Origin of the sequence: Pseudomonas sp. WS 5411 (genome assembly GCF_012985595.1) — a bacterium.
Classification (GTDB): Bacteria; Pseudomonadota; Gammaproteobacteria; order Pseudomonadales; family Pseudomonadaceae; genus Aquipseudomonas; species Aquipseudomonas shahriarae.
The window spans coordinates 213282-232287 of sequence record NZ_JAARMC010000003.1; the positions used below are offsets into that span (position 1 = coordinate 213282).

General features: G+C 60.2%; 19 protein-coding genes. 11 read left to right on the forward strand and 8 right to left on the reverse strand.

Translation table 11 applies throughout. The annotated features are described in order from the left end of the window. The first annotated feature begins 37 nt into the window (after window positions 1–37). Window positions 38–421, forward strand: a complete 384-nt coding sequence (gcvH, locus tag HBR93_RS07600; protein WP_057440440.1) for a glycine cleavage system protein GcvH — start codon at window positions 38–40, stop codon at window positions 419–421. Between the two features lie 42 nt (window positions 422–463). Here the strand turns inward: gcvH and HBR93_RS07605 are convergent, their stop codons facing one another. From HBR93_RS07605 to HBR93_RS07630, 6 genes are all read right to left on the reverse strand, one after another. Then, a complete protein-coding gene (locus HBR93_RS07605; RefSeq protein WP_057440439.1) occupies window positions 464–1603 on the reverse strand; it encodes a DegT/DnrJ/EryC1/StrS aminotransferase family protein in 1140 nt (379 codons plus the stop codon). 164 nt (window positions 1604–1767) lie between these two features. Continuing rightward, window positions 1768–2085: a DUF2388 domain-containing protein gene (locus tag HBR93_RS07610; RefSeq protein ID WP_057440438.1), complete on the reverse strand. Its 318-nt coding sequence runs from the start codon at window positions 2083–2085 to the stop codon at window positions 1768–1770. Between the two features lie 69 nt (window positions 2086–2154). After that, window positions 2155–2601 carry an NfeD family protein gene (locus HBR93_RS07615; protein ID WP_057440437.1) on the reverse strand — a complete coding sequence of 149 codons (447 nt, stop codon included), beginning with the start codon at window positions 2599–2601 and terminating at the stop codon, window positions 2155–2157. Between the two features lie 10 nt (window positions 2602–2611). Next, a complete protein-coding gene (locus tag HBR93_RS07620) occupies window positions 2612–3532 on the reverse strand; it encodes an SPFH domain-containing protein (protein WP_027608388.1) in 921 nt (306 codons plus the stop codon). A 75-nt stretch (window positions 3533–3607) separates the two neighbouring features. Continuing rightward, on the reverse strand, window positions 3608–5359 hold the full coding sequence (locus HBR93_RS07625; protein ID WP_169960087.1) for a GspE/PulE family protein: 1752 nt from the start codon (window positions 5357–5359) through the stop codon (window positions 3608–3610). An 84-nt stretch (window positions 5360–5443) separates the two neighbouring features. Then, the gene (locus HBR93_RS07630) at window positions 5444–5779 is read right to left on the reverse strand and encodes a hypothetical protein (RefSeq protein ID WP_057960933.1); all 336 of its coding nucleotides are present in this window, start codon (window positions 5777–5779) and stop codon (window positions 5444–5446) included. Window positions 5780–5906: 127 nt separating this feature from the next. Here HBR93_RS07630 and HBR93_RS07635 point away from each other — a divergent pair, with 127 nt between their 5' ends. Beyond that, window positions 5907–6377 carry an Lrp/AsnC family transcriptional regulator gene (locus HBR93_RS07635; protein ID WP_057440435.1) on the forward strand — a complete coding sequence of 157 codons (471 nt, stop codon included), beginning with the start codon at window positions 5907–5909 and terminating at the stop codon, window positions 6375–6377. Window positions 6378–6471: 94 nt separating this feature from the next. Here HBR93_RS07635 and HBR93_RS07640 read toward each other — a convergent pair whose 3' ends face one another. Then, complete coding sequence (locus HBR93_RS07640; RefSeq protein WP_057960932.1) at window positions 6472–7839, reverse strand: CYTH domain-containing protein; 1368 nt, start codon at window positions 7837–7839, stop codon at window positions 6472–6474. Window positions 7840–7999: 160 nt separating this feature from the next. Between HBR93_RS07640 and argE the strand changes: the two genes are divergently transcribed. Beyond that, window positions 8000–9148 (forward strand): acetylornithine deacetylase, encoded by a 1149-nt coding sequence (gene argE / locus HBR93_RS07645; RefSeq protein WP_169960088.1) that lies wholly within the window; start codon window positions 8000–8002, stop codon window positions 9146–9148. A gap of 135 nt (window positions 9149–9283) precedes the next feature. Continuing rightward, window positions 9284–10582, forward strand: coding sequence for an amino-acid N-acetyltransferase (gene argA / locus HBR93_RS07650; protein WP_032858930.1), 1299 nt, complete (start codon window positions 9284–9286; stop codon window positions 10580–10582). A gap of 71 nt (window positions 10583–10653) precedes the next feature. On the opposite strand, the gene tauA is transcribed toward argA, so the two are convergent. Then, window positions 10654–11640 carry a taurine ABC transporter substrate-binding protein gene (gene tauA, locus HBR93_RS07655; RefSeq protein WP_169960089.1) on the reverse strand — a complete coding sequence of 329 codons (987 nt, stop codon included), beginning with the start codon at window positions 11638–11640 and terminating at the stop codon, window positions 10654–10656. Window positions 11641–12009: 369 nt separating this feature from the next. Here tauA and HBR93_RS07660 point away from each other — a divergent pair, with 369 nt between their 5' ends. From HBR93_RS07660 to ssuB, 7 genes are all read left to right on the forward strand, one after another. Further along, window positions 12010–13335 carry an OprD family outer membrane porin gene (locus HBR93_RS07660; protein WP_057960930.1) on the forward strand — a complete coding sequence of 442 codons (1326 nt, stop codon included), beginning with the start codon at window positions 12010–12012 and terminating at the stop codon, window positions 13333–13335. A 281-nt stretch (window positions 13336–13616) separates the two neighbouring features. Further along, window positions 13617–14255: a peroxiredoxin gene (locus HBR93_RS07665; protein ID WP_057440433.1), complete on the forward strand. Its 639-nt coding sequence runs from the start codon at window positions 13617–13619 to the stop codon at window positions 14253–14255. Between the two features lie 316 nt (window positions 14256–14571). Next, the gene (gene ssuE, locus HBR93_RS07670; RefSeq protein WP_057440432.1) at window positions 14572–15165 is read left to right on the forward strand and encodes an NADPH-dependent FMN reductase; all 594 of its coding nucleotides are present in this window, start codon (window positions 14572–14574) and stop codon (window positions 15163–15165) included. Between the two features lie 93 nt (window positions 15166–15258). Continuing rightward, a complete protein-coding gene (locus tag HBR93_RS07675; protein ID WP_057440431.1) occupies window positions 15259–16227 on the forward strand; it encodes a sulfonate ABC transporter substrate-binding protein in 969 nt (322 codons plus the stop codon). A 25-nt stretch (window positions 16228–16252) separates the two neighbouring features. Continuing rightward, window positions 16253–17401 (forward strand): FMNH2-dependent alkanesulfonate monooxygenase, encoded by a 1149-nt coding sequence (ssuD, locus tag HBR93_RS07680; RefSeq protein ID WP_057960927.1) that lies wholly within the window; start codon window positions 16253–16255, stop codon window positions 17399–17401. A gap of 9 nt (window positions 17402–17410) precedes the next feature. Further along, window positions 17411–18199, forward strand: a complete 789-nt coding sequence (gene ssuC / locus HBR93_RS07685) for an aliphatic sulfonate ABC transporter permease SsuC (protein ID WP_029289469.1) — start codon at window positions 17411–17413, stop codon at window positions 18197–18199. Continuing rightward, complete coding sequence (gene ssuB, locus HBR93_RS07690) at window positions 18196–19002, forward strand: aliphatic sulfonates ABC transporter ATP-binding protein (RefSeq protein ID WP_115129236.1); 807 nt, start codon at window positions 18196–18198, stop codon at window positions 19000–19002. The genes ssuC and ssuB overlap by 4 nt, the downstream gene beginning before the upstream one ends. The last annotated feature ends 4 nt before the right edge of the window (window positions 19003–19006 follow it).

Genomic DNA, 19006 nt, shown 5'->3' on the forward strand with positions numbered 1-19006 from the left:
CAATGGCCGCTGACATTTCTTTTTGAGGACACAGACTATGAGCGATATCCCTGCCGCACTACGTTTTGCCGAAAGCCACGAATGGGCACGCCTGGAAGCTGACGGCAGTGTGACCGTCGGGATCTCCGATCACGCCCAGGAAGCATTGGGTGATGTGGTTTTTGTTGAGTTGGCTGAGGTGGGCAAAGTGTTCGCTGCAGGCGACGCAGCAGGTGTTGTGGAGTCGGTGAAGGCTGCTTCGGATATTTATTCGCCAGTGTCGGGCGAAGTGATTGCGGTCAACGAGGCCTTGGCCGATGCCCCTGAGTCGCTCAATGACAAGCCGTACGAAGCCTGGATCTTCAAGGTCAAGCCAAGCAATGCCGCCGAACTGGACAAGCTGCTGGATGCCGCTGGCTATAAAGCCGCCATCGGCGAGTAACACCGCCCCCTGTAGGAGCCGGCAAGCCGGCTCCTGCAAAGGTCAGGGCTTGAGCGCCTGCTTCACCGCTGCGACAGCACGCTCCACATCCGCCTTGGTCATCGCCGTAAACATCGGCAACGACACAATCAAACGCCCGACTTTTTCCGCTACCGGGAACATGCCTTCCCTGAATCCCTGTGCCCGATACAAACTCAGCAAGTGGATCGGTGGGTAGTGATAGCCGATGCCCACACCCTGAGCCTGCATGCGCTCCATAAACGTGGCGCGGGCCGGCAGGCCATCCCCACGCTCAGGCAGTACCAGTTGGAACAGGTGCCAGTTGCTGTTTTCAAAGTCCGCGGGCGGTAATTGCGCGCCGTACGTTGTCTCGAAGTCGCTGCCAAAACACTCGAAATAATGCCGGGCCAGCGCTTGGCGATGGGCAGTTATCTGCTCGATATGGGCAAACTGGCCCAGGCCAATGGCGGCGGCGATATCGGTCATGTTGAACTTGCCGCCCAATACATCCACGTCCAGGCCATCAAACCCGCTGCGGGTCACGCCTTGCAGGCGGTACTTCTCCGCCAGGCGCGCTTCCTCAGCATTGTTCAAAACCAGGCAACCGCCTTCGGAACAGGTGATGTTCTTGTTCGCCTGGAAACTGAACGAGACAAAATCCCCGGTGGCGCCAATGCGCTGGCCATCCCAACGGGAGCCCAGCGCCTGGGCGGCATCCTCGATGATCCGCAGACCGTACTTGTTGGCCAGCGCGTAAAGCATCGGCATGTCCAGCGGCAGGCCGGCCAGGTACACCGGAATGATCGCCTTGGTGCGCGGCGTAATAGCCGCTTCCAGTCGGGCCAGGTCGATATTGCGGGTCACCGGATCAATATCGGCAAACACCGGCGTGGCGCCCACCTCCAGAATCACATTGGCCGTTGCCACCCAGGAAATCGGCGTGGTGATCACTTCATCCCCCGGCCCGACACCGGCGATGCGCAAGGCAATCTCCATGGTGCAGGTGCCGGAGTTGAAGGTGCGTACCGGCCGGCCGCCAAAATATTCCGACAGCTGCGTTTCGAACGCCTGCACCTTGGGCCCGCTGGTGATCCAGCCGGAACGCAACACATCACCGACCGCCGCGATGGTGGCTTCATCAATGGTAGGCTTTGAAAACGGCAGGAAGGGCAGTTGGCTCATGACGTTGAAGGCATCCGTTTTAAGAAGAACTAAGAATAAAAGCTCATATCAACCCCGGTATCGTCGCACGGGGCAACTGAATATAGCCTGTCGTCCGTGAACGAATCGTCGAACGACGAGCGCAAAAAAGCCGCTTCACAAGCGGCTTTTTTGCGTGTCGTGTATTACTCGGCGGCGATGGCGTTCTTCGCCAGGATGGCGTTGGCCAGTTCCATGTCAGTGGCCTTCAGGCCGGGGTTGTCGGCACGCACTTTCTGCATGGCGGCTTCCAGGTAAGGGCCACGGATGCCGCCGTCGCTGGCGACGAAGCTACCGGCGTCGTCCTGGGCGGCGACTACCAGCTTGTGGTCCTTGAAGGTCAGGTACGTGGAGCCGGTGGTGGCGCCCGATGAGATGACATTACGCCAGAAGCTATCGGCCATGGCCGATCCAACTGGGAGAGAGAGCACGGCGAGGGTGGCGACAGCATATTTGAGACGCATGATGGGTGACTCCGACTGGGTTATCTGAACGGTTTGATTGTAGATAACCCAGCCTAGTTCCATGACTGACTAAACAGTTTCGATCCGTAAAATCACGCCGTCCTGACCAATCACCCGTACTTGAGCCCCTACAGGCGCATCGGGGCCGGTGACCATCCAGACGCCGTCACCGACCTTGATCTTGCCCCGACCGTCGATAATTGCCTGATGCACCACAAAGGTGCGGCCAACCAGCTCCGATCCGCGCATATTCAGCCCTGGCTGGTCGCTGGCCTTGGCACTGCTGCGCTGGCGCTTCCACCAGTACACCGCCGTCAGTATGGACAGCACGGCAAACAGCAGCAGTTGCAGTTCCAGCCCAAGCCCCGGAATCAGGAACTTGAGTACGCCAACGGCCGCCGCCGCGATCCCCATCCACAGCAGATAACCGCCGGCACCAAACACTTCAAGAATCAACAGCACCGTGCCCAGCGCCAGCCAATCCCAGAACGACAGGTGTTGCAGGAATTCCCACATGGTGCCGGCCTCAGGCTTTCTTGTTGTCGAAGGTAGCCTTGACGATTTCGCCGATGCCGCCCACCGCACCGATGACCTGGCTGGCCTCCAGCGGCATCAGAATCACTTTGCTGTTGTTGGCCGAAGCCAGCTTGCCCAGGGCATCAATGTATTTCTGCGCGACAAAGTAGTTGATGGCCTGCACGTTACCGGTGGCAATCGCTTCCGACACGACCTGCGTAGCGCGGGCTTCCGCCTCGGCCTGACGTTCACGGGCTTCGGATTCGAGGAACGCGGCCTGACGACCCCCTTCAGCCTCGAGGATCTGCGCCTGTTTCTTGCCTTCAGCGGTCAGGATTGCAGAAGCCCGCAGGCCTTCGGCTTCGAGGATCTGGGCACGCTTGATCCGCTCGGCCTTCATCTGACCGGACATGGCAGCCATCAAGTCGGCAGGCGGGCTGATGTCCTTGATCTCGATACGGGTGATCTTGATGCCCCAGGGAGCAGTGGCTTCATCGACCGTGCGCAGCAGCTTCTCGTTGATGCCGTCGCGCTGGCTGAGCATGGCGTCCAGCTCCATGGAGCCGAGCACCGTACGGATATTGGTTTGCAGCAGGTTGCGGATCGCATGTTCGAGGTTGTTCACCTCGTACGCCGCCTGGGCGGTGTTCACCACCTGGAAGAAACACACTGCGTCGATCTGCACCGTGGCGTTATCGGCGGTGATCACTTCCTGAGGTGGAATATCCAGCACGCTTTCCATGACGTTGATCTTGCGACCGATGCGGTCCATCACCGGAATGATGATATTCAGGCCCGGCTTAAGCGTATTGGTGTAGCGGCCGAAGCGCTCCACTGTCCACTGGTAGCCCTGGGGTACGACCTTGAAGCCCATGAACAGGATGGCGATGGCCAAGCCTACGAAGAGAAGAAGCACTGTTCCGATCTGCATAACGATTCCTTGTCTGGTGGTGGCGGTAACGCGAGGTCTGTCGATTGTAACGGGCTTGTCGCAGATAAGAACGGTTTACTCGTTCGCAGGCGTGACCCTTAACACTTCTTCCAGGGTGGTCAGCCCCGCCGCAACCTTGTGGGCGCCCGACAATCGCAGGCTGTGCATGCCGCCCTTGAGCGCCTCGCGACGCAATGCCTGCAGATCGGTATCGGCGCTGACCAGGGCCTTCGCCGCGTCATTCATCAGCATGATCTCGTAGACCCCGATGCGTCCACGATAGCCACTTTCCCGACACTCTGCGCATCCGTTGGCCCGGTATACGCTGGCGGGGGGCGGCGTGCAGGACTGGGTGACGCTGCGCCAATCGTCCTGGTTCAGTGCCACCGGGCCTTTACAGTGCGGGCACAACCGGCGCACCAGACGCTGGGCCATGACCCCAATTAATGTGGCCTTGATCAAGTAATGGGGGATGCCCAGTTCCAGCAGGCGACTGATCGCGCTGGGGGCGTCGTTGGTGTGCAGGGTCGACAGCACCAGGTGGCCGGTCAATGCCGCCTGGATCGCCATTTCAGCGGTTTCCAGGTCGCGGATCTCGCCGATCATGATGATGTCCGGATCCTGGCGCATCAGCGCGCGGATGCCGCTGGCAAAGGTCAGGTCGATATTGTGCTGGACCTGCATCTGGTTGAAGGCGGGCTCCACCATCTCGATCGGATCTTCCACCGTACACAGGTTGACCGTGCGGGTCGCCAGCTGTCGCAGGGTGGTATAGAGCGTGCTGGTCTTGCCTGATCCGGTGGGGCCTGTGACCAGGATGATACCGTTGGCCTGGCCGGTCATATGTTGCCAGCGCTGCAGGTCATCGGCCGACAGTCCCAACTGCGGGAAGTCCTGAAGCAGCACCTGGGGATCGAAAATCCGCATCACCAGCTTCTCGCCGAAGGCCGTGGGCAGGGTCGCAAGGCGCAGTTCCACTTCGATACCCGTGGGCGTCTTGGTCTTGACCCGGCCGTCCTGGGGTTTGCGCTTCTCGGCGACATTCATCCGGCCGAGGCTTTTCAGGCGGCTGACCACGGCGGTCGTGACCTGGGGCGGAAACTGATAGACATCGTGCAGCAACCCATCAATACGGAAGCGCACGCGGCCCTGGTCGCCGCCGGGTTCGATATGGATATCGCTGGCGCGCTGGCCAAAGGCAAATTGCAGCAACCAGTCGACAATGTTGACGATGTGCGCATCGTTGGCATCGGGCTCCTGGTCGCCGGCACCCAGGTGCAGCAGTTGTTCGGCAGGGACCGCCGTGGGGGTGGTCTGGTCGGCCCCGCTGACCGACCGGGCCAGCCGGAAGAACTCCTGGGTACAACTGCGGATCGTCTGGGGGTTGGCCAGTACGCGCTTGATCGAGCGTTTCAACACGTGGGCCAGGCCGGCCTCCCACTCTCGCAGGTACGGTTCGGCACTGGCCACCGTCACGCTGTCGCGATCAAGGGCGACGGCAAGGATATGGTGGCGCTGGGCGAAGGCGTGGGACATCAGGGGCACCATGCTTGCTACGTCGATTTTCAGCGGGTCGATGCGCAGATAGGGTTGCCCCACATGACTGGCGAGCCATTGCGTCAGTTGCTCCAGGGACAGCGCCATGCCGGGCCGGGCGGGATCGGGCAGTGACTGGTTGGCAAGCAATTCCAGCGGGTGCAAGCCATTGCCCGGGGTGCGCCGCAAGCGCTCGGCCAGGGCGTTGTCGAGCATGCCGTGGGCGGTGAGGGCGGGCAGCAGTTCGTCGAGGCAAAGCCTGCGATCCTGAAGTTCTGGCGCAGCGGGCATGGTGGTTTCCTGGGCGGTTTCAAGTGGTAGCGCCCAGGCTAGTCCGGTCCTGGTTGCTGTCGCCCCGAGGGTTGTTGCCGCTTTTTACTGCGCCACTGCCTGTACGGTTTGCAGCCTCGTGGATTCAACGGGTTGCAGTTCGAGCGAGCACACGCTGATCAGGTTACGAAGTTTTTCGCCGATCACCTGGGCGCGGTGCCAGCTCAGGCCATCCATCACCACGTCGATGTTCAGCAGGTCTTCGTCGCGTGTCACGCTCACCTGTTGTGGCACCAAAAACTGCAAGGCGAAGTAATTGAGGATCCGACACAGCACATCGGGTTCAGCCTCGGCGAGGATCTGATAGCGCGCCTGGCAATGGCTGTTGCTGACTGCCCAGGCGTCGAGGCGCGTGGCTGGGCTGGCGGGGACTGAATGCATGGCCGTTCTCCGAGTTTGACTGGAGAAATTTTTACATGGGCTGTGGGGTATTTCTTATCTATGTTGGAGTGATATGCCTTATAAATGAATCAGGCAATTCGCAGAATATGGATTGAAAGGTATTTTTATGCACAGTGAGTTGGATATCTACGACCGCCGGATTCTGGCGCTGCTCCAGGAAGACGCATCGCTCTCCAGCGCGCAGATTGCCGAACAGGTCGGCCTGTCGCAGTCGCCCTGCTGGCGACGGATCCAGCGGCTCAAGGAGGAGGGGGTGATTCGAGGCCAGGTGACGTTGCTCGACCGCAAGAAAATCGGCCTTAACACGCAGATCTTTGCCGAGGTCAAACTCAACGCCCACGGGCGTTCCAACTTCACGGAATTCACCGAGGCGATTCGCGGGTTCCCGCAAGTGCTGGAGTGTTATGTGCTGATGGGGTCGGTGGATTTTCTACTGCGCATTGTCACCTCGGATATCGAGGCATATGAGCGTTTCTTCTTCGAGAAACTGTCGATGGTGCCGGGGATACAGGAGGTCAACTCGATTGTGGCACTGTCGGAGATCAAGTCTACTACCAGTCTGCCAGTGTTGCGGTGAGAGGGCGGGTGTCATCGCGGGCAAGCCCACCTTCAAACCGGTCTACTTTAGAAAGCTCGGTCAAATGTGTGTGGGCTTGCCCGCGAAAGCAATCTTACATGCGCAACAAGGTCTTCCAGGCACGGTTCTGATACACCGCAATCACCTGATGCATCCGCGCATCCAGCGACTCATCGGTGATCGGCTGGTTGGCCAGTGCCGCCAACTTGTTCAGTTCACCGTACAAGCGATCCAGTTCTGGAACCTCCAGCAGGTGACGGGCATGGTGCAGCCAGGCCTGCAGACGCTCGATGCGCGGCAGTTGCTCGGCCAGGTCTTCCGGCTGTTGCTGGTAGCGCGGCAGGCGCAGGGCGACGGCTTCGTCGGCCAGCAGACGTGGCAGCCAGTTGGCGACCTGGGCCGCACCTTGGCGGTTGCCGCGCACATTGCGCTCCAGGGTCCAGGTGCGGGCCAGCAGCCAGCGGGACGTGTTCAGTGAGAACAGGCCCCAGCGCACGTCGGTCAATTCTTCGAGGAACTGTTCCGGCGCGGCCTTGCGCACGTCTTCATCGTCTTCACCGGCCTGGACCAGCGGGCGCCAGTCTTCCAGCAGGGCGTCGAGGGCGCTACGCAGTTCGCTGGTGGATTGGCGTGGCGCGGCCTGGCCAAGGCTGCCGATCAGGGCGCGCATTTCGGCGAGGTTGTCTACCCAGTCCTGCAACAGGCGCCAGTGCCCGTTGAAACGGTACTGTTCGGCCAGGCGCTGGCTGCTGCCCAGCAAATGCCAGGTCAGCGCGGCGAAGGCGTCGTCCAGGGGCATTTCTGGTTGCAGTTGCGGGGCCGGCAGGCTCAGGGAATAGCTGTTGGCGTCGAACAGGCGATAACCGCGCTCGGCCTTGCTGATATCGCAGGGCATCAGCGCCAGGGTCTGGGCCAGTTCGGCAGCCAGTTCCAGCAGGGCGGCAGGTTCGCCTTCGCGCAGCTCCAGCTCCAGCTCGCAGATTTCTTCCTTCTGCTTGCCGGCAATCACATGGCCCAGGTCCAGGGCGGCTTCGATCACCACCTTGGCCTTGCCACGGCCCCAGGCGATCTCGGCACGTTCGCGCACGAAGTCGGTGGTGAAGATCGGCTTGAGGGTCTTTTTGTCCAGCTCGGCCAGTTGCTCGGGCCAGCATTCGCCGTCGAGTTTCTTCACGTCGAGCTTGGCCTTGGCCAGTTTCCAGTCGTATTCATTACGCTCCGACAAGCCGGCAACGCTGTGGCCGCGGGTCTTGAGGGTCTGGATCACTTCGTCGCCATCCTTGCGCAGGCGCAGGGCAACCTTGGCCTGGGCCAGGTCGCGCTCGGGGGTGTCGAAGTACTGGTTCATCAACTCACGGCGTTCCCAGCCACTTTTGTTGCGTTTTTTCAGGAGCGGGTGCTCACGCAGCGCGGCGAGGGTCTCGCGGCTGACGCGGAGCTTGATTTCGGTTTCTTTTTGCATGGCCGGAACATCCAGGATCGGGAGTGCAGCCGGGAGAATAGGTGGCTGCCAAGGTCGTGCAGTGTACAGGACTGAGCCGGGCAACGTGCCGCAACGGGTTTATTGTGCAGCGCAGATGGTTCTATGATGGGTTTCATCTGTGGAAGTTGAGAGACAGCGCATGCCTTTACCGTCCATGAAAGAACAATTTGCCGCCCTGATTGCCGCGCCCTCTGTCAGTTGTACCCAAGCGTCTCTCGACCAGACCAACCGCCCGGTGATCGACTTGCTTGCCACCTGGCTCGGCGACCTGGGTTTTGCCTGCGATATCCAGCAAGTCAGCCCCGGCAAATTCAATCTGTTGGCCAGCTTCGGCAGCGGCCCCGGTGGCCTGGTGCTGGCGGGGCACAGCGATACGGTGCCGTACGACGAAGCGCTGTGGCAGACCGATCCGCTGAAGCTGACGGAAGTCGACGGCCGTTGGGTAGGGCTGGGTAGTTGCGACATGAAGGGGTTTTTCGCGCTGGCCATCGAAGCGGTCCTGCCGCTGTTGGATCAACCGTTCAAGCAGCCGCTGCTGATTCTCGCCACCTGTGATGAAGAAAGCTCCATGGCCGGCGCCCGCGCCCTGGCTGCAGCCGGACGCCCGCTGGGGCGTGCCGCGGTGATTGGCGAGCCCACAGGCCTCAAGCCGATCCGCCTGCACAAAGGCGTGATGATGGAACGCATTGATATCCTCGGCCGCAGCGGCCATTCGTCGGACCCGAGCCTGGGCCACAGCGCCCTCGAAGCCATGCATGACGCCATGGGCGAGCTGCGCGGCCTGCGCCTGGCCTGGCAACGGGAGTACCGCAACCCACAGTTCAGTGTGCCCCAGCCGACCTTGAATTTCGGCTGCATCCACGGTGGCGATAACCCCAATCGCATTTGCGGCCAGTGCTCCCTGGAGTTCGACCTGCGGCCCTTGCCCGGCATGGATCCCCAGGTGTTGCGCGAGGCTATCCGCCAGAAACTGCGGCCCATCGCCGAGCGCCATCAGGTGCAGATCGACTACGCGCCGCTGTTCCCCGAAGTGCCGCCCTTCGAGCAGCCTGAAGACGCCGAACTGGTGCGGGTCGCGGAACGATTGACCGGTCATCGTGCCGAAGCAGTAGCGTTCGGCACTGAAGCGCCTTATCTTCAGCGCCTTGGTTGTGAAACCCTGGTACTCGGCCCTGGGGACATCGCCTGCGCCCACCAGCCGGGCGAGTACCTTGAAATGTCACGCTTGACGCCTACAGTGCGTCTATTGCGGGAATTGATTGAACATTACTGCCTCAAGCCTGCATAAATTAACCCCATTGCATCCCGTACTTAAAAGGAGAGCGAGCGTGTCGCCAAGCCTGTTCCGACGATAACCATCAGCCCGCTGTGCGTTTAGCGATTCATCCTTTTTTGGCTGCTTTTTATTACAGGCCCAGGTTTTATGCCCGAATACGTCAATTGGCTTCGTCACGCTTCGCCCTACATCAATGCCCACCGTGACTGCACCTTTGTGGTCATGCTGCCGGGTGATGGTGTGGATCACCCCAACTTCGGCAATATCGTCCATGACCTGGTGCTGCTGCACAGCCTCGGCGTGCGCCTGGTACTGGTGCATGGTTCGCGCCCGCAAATCGAAACCCGCCTCGCCGCTCGCGGCCTGACCCCGCATTACCACGATGGGATGCGCATCACCGATGCCGCGACCCTGGAGTGCGTGATCGACGCGGTCGGCCACCTGCGTATCGCTATCGAAGCGCGGCTGTCCATGGACATGGCGTCCTCGCCGATGCAGGGCTCGCGCCTGCGGGTGGCCAGCGGCAACCTGGTGACCGCGCGGCCTATCGGCGTGCTGGACGGCATCGACTACCACCATACCGGCGAAGTGCGCCGGGTCGACCGCAAGGGTATCAATCGCCTGCTCGACGAACGCTCCATCGTCGTTCTTTCGCCCCTGGGCTATTCGCCGACCGGGGAGATTTTCAACCTGGCCTGTGAAGATGTGGCCACCCGCGCTGCCATCGACCTGGGCGCCGACAAGTTGCTGCTGTTTGGCGCAGACCTGGGCCTGATCGACGAAAACGGCCGGCTGGTCCGCGAACTGCGTCCCCAACAAGTACCGGCGCACCTGCAGCGCCTGGGCAACAATTACCAGGCCGAACTGCTGGATGCGGCGGCCGAGGCCTGTCGTGGGGGCGTAGGGCGCAGCCATATCGTCAGTTATGTCGAGGACGGTGCGCTGTTGACCGAGCTTTTTACCCGCGACGGCGGCGGTACCCTCGTGGCCCAGGAGCAGTTCGAACTGGTGCGTGAGGCGGCGATTGAAGATGTCGGCGGCTTGCTGGACCTGATCAGCCCACTGGAAGAACAGGGCATTCTGGTACGCCGCTCCCGGGAAGTGCTGGAGCGGGAAATCGAGCAATTCAGCGTAGTGGAACGCGAAGGCATGATCATCGCCTGCGCTGCGCTGTACCCGATTGCCGACTCGGATGCTGGCGAACTGGCGTGCCTGGCGGTCAATCCGGAGTATCGCCATGGCGGCCGTGGCGATGAGCTGTTGGAGCGCATCGAAACCCGCGCCCGCACCCAAGGCTTGAAGACCTTGTTCGTGCTGACGACCCGCACCGCCCACTGGTTCCGCGAGCGCGGCTTTGTGCCGAGCAGCGTGGATCGCCTGCCGTCGGCGCGGGCCTCGTTGTACAACTTCCAGCGTAACTCGAAGATCTTCGAAAAGACCCTGTAAACACGGTATTCGGTACACCCAATACCTAATGTGGGAGCGGGCAAGCCCGCTCCCACATTCTTTGTCCGGGTTTATTCTTTGATGAATTTTCCGGTCACATAGGCCGAATAGTCCGGTAACACGGTCTCTACTTTCCCTTGTTGCTTAAGAAACTTCGCCGTCTCCCCAATGGCCTTGGCTGTCCCACCATTGAGCAAGGCGTCGGTTCGCTGCGCCTGTGCATCGGGGAAGGTGCTGCCTTCCAGCAGTTCGGGGATGTCTGCGGCGTTTGCGCCGGTCAACCGGGCGATCTTTTGCACCGGGGCGGAATCCACCGTCCAGCTGCTTTTATTGGCTGCATAGTCGGCAAACGAATCCAGGGTGATCTTGGCAAACTTGGCCACGACCTCCGGATGTTTCTCGGCAAAGTCCTTGCGCACTACCCACACCTCGAACGTCGGCGCGCCCCATTGGCCCACCTCGGTGGCGTCGGTCAACGTCTTGCCGGTCTTGCGGATTTCTCCCAGGGCCGGCGACCAGACAAAGGCGCCGTCGATATCCCCGCGTTTCCAGGCTGCGGCAATTTGCGCCGGTTGCAGGTTCACCACTTTCACCTGGCGGGTGTCCAGGCCCCAGTGTTTCAAGGCCCCGAGCAGGCTGTAGTGGGATGTGGAGACAAAAGGAGTGGCAATGGTTTTGCCGATCAGGTCCTTGGGTGCGTCAATTTGGCTACCGTTACGCACTACCAAAGCTTCAGAACTATTGATTTGAGCCGATACGATGAACGCCACAATGGGTAGATTACGGGATGCGGCGGCCGCCAACGGGCTGGAGCCGAGATTGCCGATCTGCACATCGCCTGAGGCAATCGCGGTGATGACTTCCGGGCCACTGTTGAAGCGGCGCCAGTCGATTTTCTCGCCAATGGCTTGTTCGTAAAGGCCATCGGCCTGGGGCACTTTGCTCGGATCGATGCCGGTCTGGTAGCCGATGGTGAGGTTGGCTGCCTGCACGCCAATAGAAAGTGTAAGCGATAGTAAAACTGTAACAAATTGACTAGAGGATGCGCGTTTGGCCATGATGGCGTCGCCTTTTTGATCGTGAGTGACGTGTGCGGGATTCTGCTCACACTAAACGATCTAAAAAATGGCCAACAAATACCCTTTAGGAATTAGCTTATGGAGCGACACCCCACTGCGGGCTGGTTGCTCCATGGAAGGTGTTATTCCTGAATGGTATGAAAAAGGATGAAATAATTCTTTTTGGGTGTATGAAAAACTCATTACCCTGCAAGGACCAAATCAACTGCGGTTAGACGAAAGTAGTAGACACACAAGGTTACGATTGACTTGTCAGTCACTATCTGGCGCTAATCGCGCATCTGTGGATCGAGGGCGTCAGACCCGAGACCAAAGAACTACAAAAATTAGAAACGAGAGGAGCGGTACATGAAGAAGTCCACATTGGCGTTCGCCATCGCGGCTGGGGTTTTGGCTCAGCAAGCAGGCGCCGCTGGTTTTGTTGAAGATACCAAGGCATCCGTCAGTTCTCGGACCCTGTATTTTGATAACGATCAACGCGAAGGCGGTGCTGACCAGCGCGAAACGGCCACTGGCCTGAAGTTCAACGTCCAGTCTGGTTTCACTGAGGGCACAGTTGGCTTTGGTATCGATGCCCAGGCATTGGTCGGCTTTCACCTGGACGGTGGCCGTGGTCACCACCCAGACAGCAACTCCTTTGTTCCAAGCGACACCGACGGTTCGGCCGTGAGCAGTTGGAGCAGCGCAAGCGCCAACGTAAAAGCTCGCTTCTCCAAGACCGAAGCCCACCTGGGTGGCGCTCTGGCGCCAAACCTGCCGGTCGTGATCGCAAGCGATGGTCGTCTGCTGCCACAAACCTTTGACGGTGGCACTATCACCTCCAAAGAAATCGACAATGTAACGTTCAACGCCGGTCAGCTTGAGCACGCTACCGGGCGTGCTTCGACCAACAGCACGGGCCTGTCTGTTGCCGGTGCTAGTCAGGAAAGCAACCAGTTCCGTTATGGTGGTGCTGACTGGAAGGTCACCAAAGACCTGACCTTGCAGTACTACTACGCCAACCTGGAAGACTTCTATAAGCAGCACTTCCTGGGTCTGGTTCACGTCTACCCGATCACCGAAGGCCAGTCGTTCAAAACCGACGTGCGCTACTTCGATAGCAGCTCCGACGGTAAGAACGGTCAGGCTGGCTACCAGTTCAACAACAATGGTGGTTACGCGAAGGATGCTGGCGAGGTTAATAACAAAACCTGGAGCGCCATGTTCACCTACTCCCTGGGTGGCAGCGCGTTCATGGTCGGTCACCAGCGTGTCAACGATGACGGCGGTTTCGTTTGGTTGAACCAGGGCGGTGTGGTTGACGGCAATGGCCGTAACGAAGGTGCCGGGGGTTCCAGTTTCTACCTCTTCACCGACAGCATGATCAACTCCTTCGTGCGTGCGGGTGAAAACACCACCTTCGGCCAGTACTCCTATGACTTCGCTGCATTGGGCGTTCCAGGTTTGAAAACCTCGATTGCTTACCTGCATGGCGACAACATCAAAGCCAAGAACGGTGGCAGCGATCAGTCCGAGTGGGAACGCGATATGCGTGTCGACTACACCATTCAACAGGGCGCGCTGAAAGGTTTCGGTACTACGCTGCGTCATGGTGTCTACCGCGGTAGCGGTACCGGCATTCAGGATCAGGATCAGACTCGTCTGATCTTTAACTACACTTACAGCTTCCTGTAAGCCAAGTTAAGAAAAAAACCTCGCGATAAACGCGAGGTTTTTTTTTGCTCGTTTTGCACAAGTCAGGCTCACCCCCGCAAGCCCTTCCTGAATCCCTCTTTTTTACAGCGTCTCAAGGCCTTCTCGAACCTTGGGTGCATGTTGGTCTACGCCTCTGCCGCGGTCCAGTGAACAGACTTTTAATATTCCTTTATCGTCTAGATAAATTGATATTTATTCTTTTTAAAAATCCTTCAGCGCAGGCACAGTGGTTCCCATAAGCACTCATCAGGAGCCACACCATGAGCCTCAGACTGGGCGATATCGCCCCCGACTTTGAACAGGATTCCAGCGCTGGCAAGATTCGTTTCCACGAGTGGCTGGGCGACAGCTGGGGTGTGTTGTTTTCCCACCCGGCGGACTTCACCCCGGTGTGCACCACCGAGCTGGGTTTTACCGCCAAGCTCAAGGACGAGTTCGCCAACCGTGGGGTCAAGGCTATTGCCCTGTCGGTGGATCCGGTGGACTCCCACCACAAGTGGATCGAGGACATCAACGAGACCCAGCACACCGTCGTCAACTTCCCGATCCTGGCCGATGCCGACCGCAAGGTCTCGGACCTGTACGACCTGATCCATCCCAATGCCAATGACACGCTTACTGTGCGTTCGCTGTTCGTGATCGACCCGAACAAAAAGATTCGCCTGACCATCACCTACCCGGCCAGCACCGGGCGTAATTTTCACGAAATCCTGCGGGTCATTGACTCGCTGCAGCTGACCGACAACTACAAGGTCGCGACGCCGGCCAACTGGCAGGACGGTGATGAGGTGGTGATCGTGCCTTCGCTCAAGGATGAGGAAGAGATCAAGAAACGCTTTCCCAAGGGCTATCGTGCGGTTAAGCCCTATCTGCGGCTGACCCCACAGCCCAACCGGTAACCCGAATCCAATGTGGGAGCGGGCTTGCTCGCGAATGCGGTGGTTCAGCAAGAAATCTGCTGACTGATACGCCGCAATCGCGAGCAAGCCCGCTCCCACAAGTTAATCGCATTTCAGGACTCACATAGCAGGGGTTTTCAGGCCGTTTCGACGGCCTTTTTTTTCGCCCGCCGAATGCTCTTTCTCATATGCAATTTAAGAATAAACAAATGAATAAATAAGATTTATAGATATATAAATCTGCTGATATGGTCTGTTCCATCTTGGCGCCATCGCTGCACTGCGAACCGCCGACACTTGCTCAAGGAAACTCCAGATGCTGGTCGTAACACTTGGTGGCAGTCCCAGTCAGCGTTCCCGCTCCGGGGTGTTGCTGGATCATTCCCGGCGCTGGTTGCAGCAGCAAGGTGTGGAAGTGGTGAGTTATCAGGTGCGGGACTTCCCGGCCGAAGATTTGCTGTATGCCCGCTTTGACAGCCCGAAGGTGCTCGACCTGCTGGCCCAAGTGGCCAATGCCGATGGTCTGGTGATTGCCACGCCGGTGTACAAGGCCTCGTTTTCCGGCGCGTTGAAAACCGTCCTCGACCTGCTGCCGGAACGGGCCCTGGCCCACAAAGTGGTGTTGCCCATGGCCACCGGCGGCAGCATTGCCCACATGCTGGCAGTGGATTACGCCTTGAAACCGGTGCTGTCGGCGCTGAAAGCTCAGGAGCTGCTGCATGGGATTTTTGCCGAAGACAGCCAAATTGCCTACGGCGAAGGCAGTGCCCAGGCGCAGTTGGTGCCGATCCTTGAACAACGCTTGAGCGAAGCCCTGGAGCAGTTCTACAGCGCCATGGCTCGCCGCCCGCAACCGCTGGACCCCCATGTGTTGAATGAACGTTTGTTGAGTGCTCGCTGGAGCATCTAAGCCGAACCCGAATACCAGAAACCCTCACCTTACTCAGCCGCCAACGGCCAAGCAGGTGCAGCCACAACCCTCATCGTCAATTTGGAGAGCGCCATGCGCACTGTCATCTTGCGTCGGGGCCTGGTCGCACTGTTTGCTGCGGCTGTGTCCTTCGGCGCCATTGTTCAAGCCCAAGCCGCAGAAACCCTGCGGATCGGTTATCAGAAGTACGGCACCCTGGTGCTGCTCAAAGCCAAGGGCACCCTGGAAAAACGCCTGGCGGACCAGGGCGTGAACGTGCAGTGGACCGAATTTCCCGGCGGCCCGCAGTTGCTTGAAGGGCTGAATGTGGGCTCCATCGACTTTGGCGTCACCGGCGAGACTCCGCCGGTGTTCGCCCAGGCCGCCGGTGCCGATCTGCTCTATGTGGCCTACGAACCGCCAGCGCCGACCAGCGAAGCCATCCTGGTACCCAAGGACTCGCCGATCACATCGGTGGCCGAGCTCAAGGGCAAGAAAGTCGTGCTCAATAAGGGCTCCAACGTGCATTACCTGCTGGTGCGCGCCCTGGAAGACGCGGGCCTGAAATACACCGACGTACAGACCGTGTTCCTGCCACCCGCCGACGCCCGTGCCGCCTTCGAGCGTGGCAGTGTCGACGCCTGGGTCATCTGGGACCCGTACCAGGCGGCTGCCGAGAAGCAACTGCAAGCCCGCACCCTGCGTGACGCCACCGGCATTGCCGATAACCACCAGTTCTACCTGGCCACCAAGCCTTACACCGAAAAACACCCCGAGGTGATCAAGGCGCTGATTGAGGAAGTGCGCGCCGTGGGCGAATGGTCCAAGGCCAACCCTCAGGAAGTCACTGAGCAAGTCGCACCGCTGCTCGGCCTGCCGGCGGACATCACCCTGACTTCGGTGAAGCGCCAAGGCTACGGCGCGCTGTTCCTGACCCCGGCAGTGGTCGCCGCCCAGCAGAAAATCGCCGACAGCTTCTACCAACTCAAATTGATTCCCAAGCCCTTGAGCATCAAGGACGTGATCTGGACGCCACCTGCGAGCGTTGCCAAAGCGCCGTAATCCGATTTCTTCAGGAGACAACTCCATGAGCCTCACTATTTTCTGGTTCCTGCCTACCCATGGCGACGGCCATTATCTGGGCACCGCTGAAGGCGCTCGTGCCGTGGATCACGGCTATCTGCAACAGGTGGCCCAGGCCGCCGATCGCCTGGGCTTTGGCGGGGTGTTGATCCCTACCGGACGCTCCTGCGAAGACTCGTGGCTGGTGGCCGCCTCGTTGATCCCGGTGACCCAGCGTTTGAAGTTTCTTGTCGCTCTGCGCCCCGGGATCATTTCCCCGACGGTGGCGGCGCGGCAGGCGGCGACCCTGGACCGGCTGTCCGGTGGCCGGGCGCTGTTCAACCTGGTGACCGGCGGTGATCCGGAGGAGTTGGCCGGCGACGGTCTGTTCCTCAGCCATGAGGAGCGTTACCAGGCCTCGGTGGAATTCACCCGCATCTGGCGTCGCGTGCTGGAAGGCGAAACCGTGGACTACGACGGCCAGCACATCAGCGTCAAAGGCGCCAAGCTGCTGTACCCGCCGATCCAGCAACCTCGGCCGCCGCTGTATTTCGGCGGATCTTCCGAAGCCGCCCAGGACCTGGCAGCCGAACAAGTGGAAATGGTCCTGACCTGGGGCGAACCGCCGGCTGCGGTGGCGGAGAAAATCGAACAGGTGCGGGCCAAGGCGGCCAAGCTCGGGCGCACTGTGCGCTTCGGTATTCGCTTGCATGTGATCGTGCGTGAAACCAACGAGGAGGCATGGAAAGCCGCCGACAAACTGATCTCCCATCTGGACGACGACACCATTGCGCGGGCCCAGGCATCCCTGGCGCGCTTTGATTCGGTGGGCCAGCAACGCATGGCCGCCCTGCATGGTGGCAGTCGCGACAACCTCGAAGTCAGCCCCAACCTGTGGGCCGGCGTCGGCCTGGTACGCGGCGGTGCCGGCACGGCGCTGGTGGGCGACGGCCCGACCGTGGCGGCGCGGGTCAAGGAGTACGCGGACCTGGGCATCGACACTTTTATCTTCTCCGGCTATCCCCACCTGGAAGAGTCGTACCGGGTCGCGGAGCTGCTGTTCCCGCACCTGGATATCGAACGTCCCGAGCTGCCGAAAAGCGCCGGCTACGTCAGCCCGTTTGGCGAAATGGTGGCCAACGACATTCTTCCCAAAGCCGCGTCACAGAGCTGAGGCGCCGTCATGAACAGTCAACGGATTTTGCATCGACTGGCACCCTGGGCGCTGCCGATCCTGTTGCTGGCGGTGTGGCAGTTGTCGGTGTCGGCGGGCTGGTTGTCGACACGGATTCTGCCGGCCCCCAGCGCGGTGATTGCAGCCGGGGTGCACCTGGTCAGCAGCGGTGAAATCTGGACGCACCTGGCCATCAGCGGCTGGCGCGCCGGCCTCGGTTTTGTGATCGGCGGCGGCATCGGCCTGGCCCTGGGGTTTATCACCGGCCTGTCGAAATGGGGTGAGCGCCTGCTGGACAGCTCGGTGCAGATGATTCGCAACGTGCCGCACCTGGCGCTGATCCCGCTGGTGATTCTGTGGTTTGGCATTGATGAAACGGCGAAGATTTTCCTGGTCGCCCTCGGCACGCTGTTCCCGATCTACCTCAACACCTATCACGGTATCCGCAACGTCGACCCGGCGCTGGTGGAGATGGCACGCAGTTATGGCTTATCGGGCTTCAGCCTGTTTCGCCAGGTGATCCTGCCCGGGGCCCTGCCCTCGATCCTGGTGGGGGTGCGTTTTGCCCTGGGTTTTATGTGGCTGACGCTGATCGTTGCGGAAACCATCTCTGCCAGTTCCGGTATTGGCTACCTGGCGATGAATGCCCGGGAGTTCCTGCAAACTGACGTGGTGGTGCTGGCGATTGTGCTGTACGCGGTACTCGGCAAGTTGGCGGACCTTGCCGCGCGTGGCCTGGAGCGGGTTTGGCTACGCTGGCATCCGGCCTATCAAGTGCATAAAGGAGGTGCGGCATGACCGCCCAACAACCTCCACGTCTGCTGCGGGGCATCCCGCTGGCAGTGCGCACGTTGCGCAAGGCATTTGGCGCGCGGGAAGTGCTCAAGGGCATCGACCTGCATATTCCGGCGGGTCAATTTGTCGCCGTGGTCGGGCGCAGTGGCTGCGGCAAAAGTACCTTGCTGCGCCTGCTGGCCGGCCTGGATGAAGCCAGCAGCGGCGAGTTGCTGGCCGGCTCTGCAGCGTTGAGCGAAGCCCTGGAAGACACGCGGCTGATGTTCCAGGAAGCGCGCCTGCTGCCGTGGAAAAAGATCATTGATAACGTCGGCCTGGGCCTTAAGGGCAACTGGCGACCCCAGGCCCTGGAGGCGTTGGAAGCGGTCGGCCTGGCCGAGCGTGCCGATGAATGGCCAGCGGCGTTGTCCGGTGGCCAGAAACAACGGGTGGCCCTGGCCCGCGCCTTGATTCACCAACCGCGCCTGTTGCTGCTGGATGAGCCCTTGGGCGCGCTGGATGCCCTGACCCGGATCGAGATGCAGCAACTGATCGAGAACCTGTGGCGCAAACACGGGTTTACCGTGTTGCTGGTGACCCATGACGTCAGCGAAGCCGTGGCCATTGCCGATCGGGTGATCCTGATCGAAGACGGCGAAATCGGCCTCGACCTGCACGTCGAACTACCGCGCCCGCGGGTCCGTGGCTCCCATCGCCTGGCGGCCCTGGAAACCGAAGTGCTTAACCGTGTGTTGTCACTGCCCGGCACGCCGCCTGAGCCGGAACCTGTTTCACCGTTGCCTACGCAGTTGCGTTGGGCGCACTAACTCA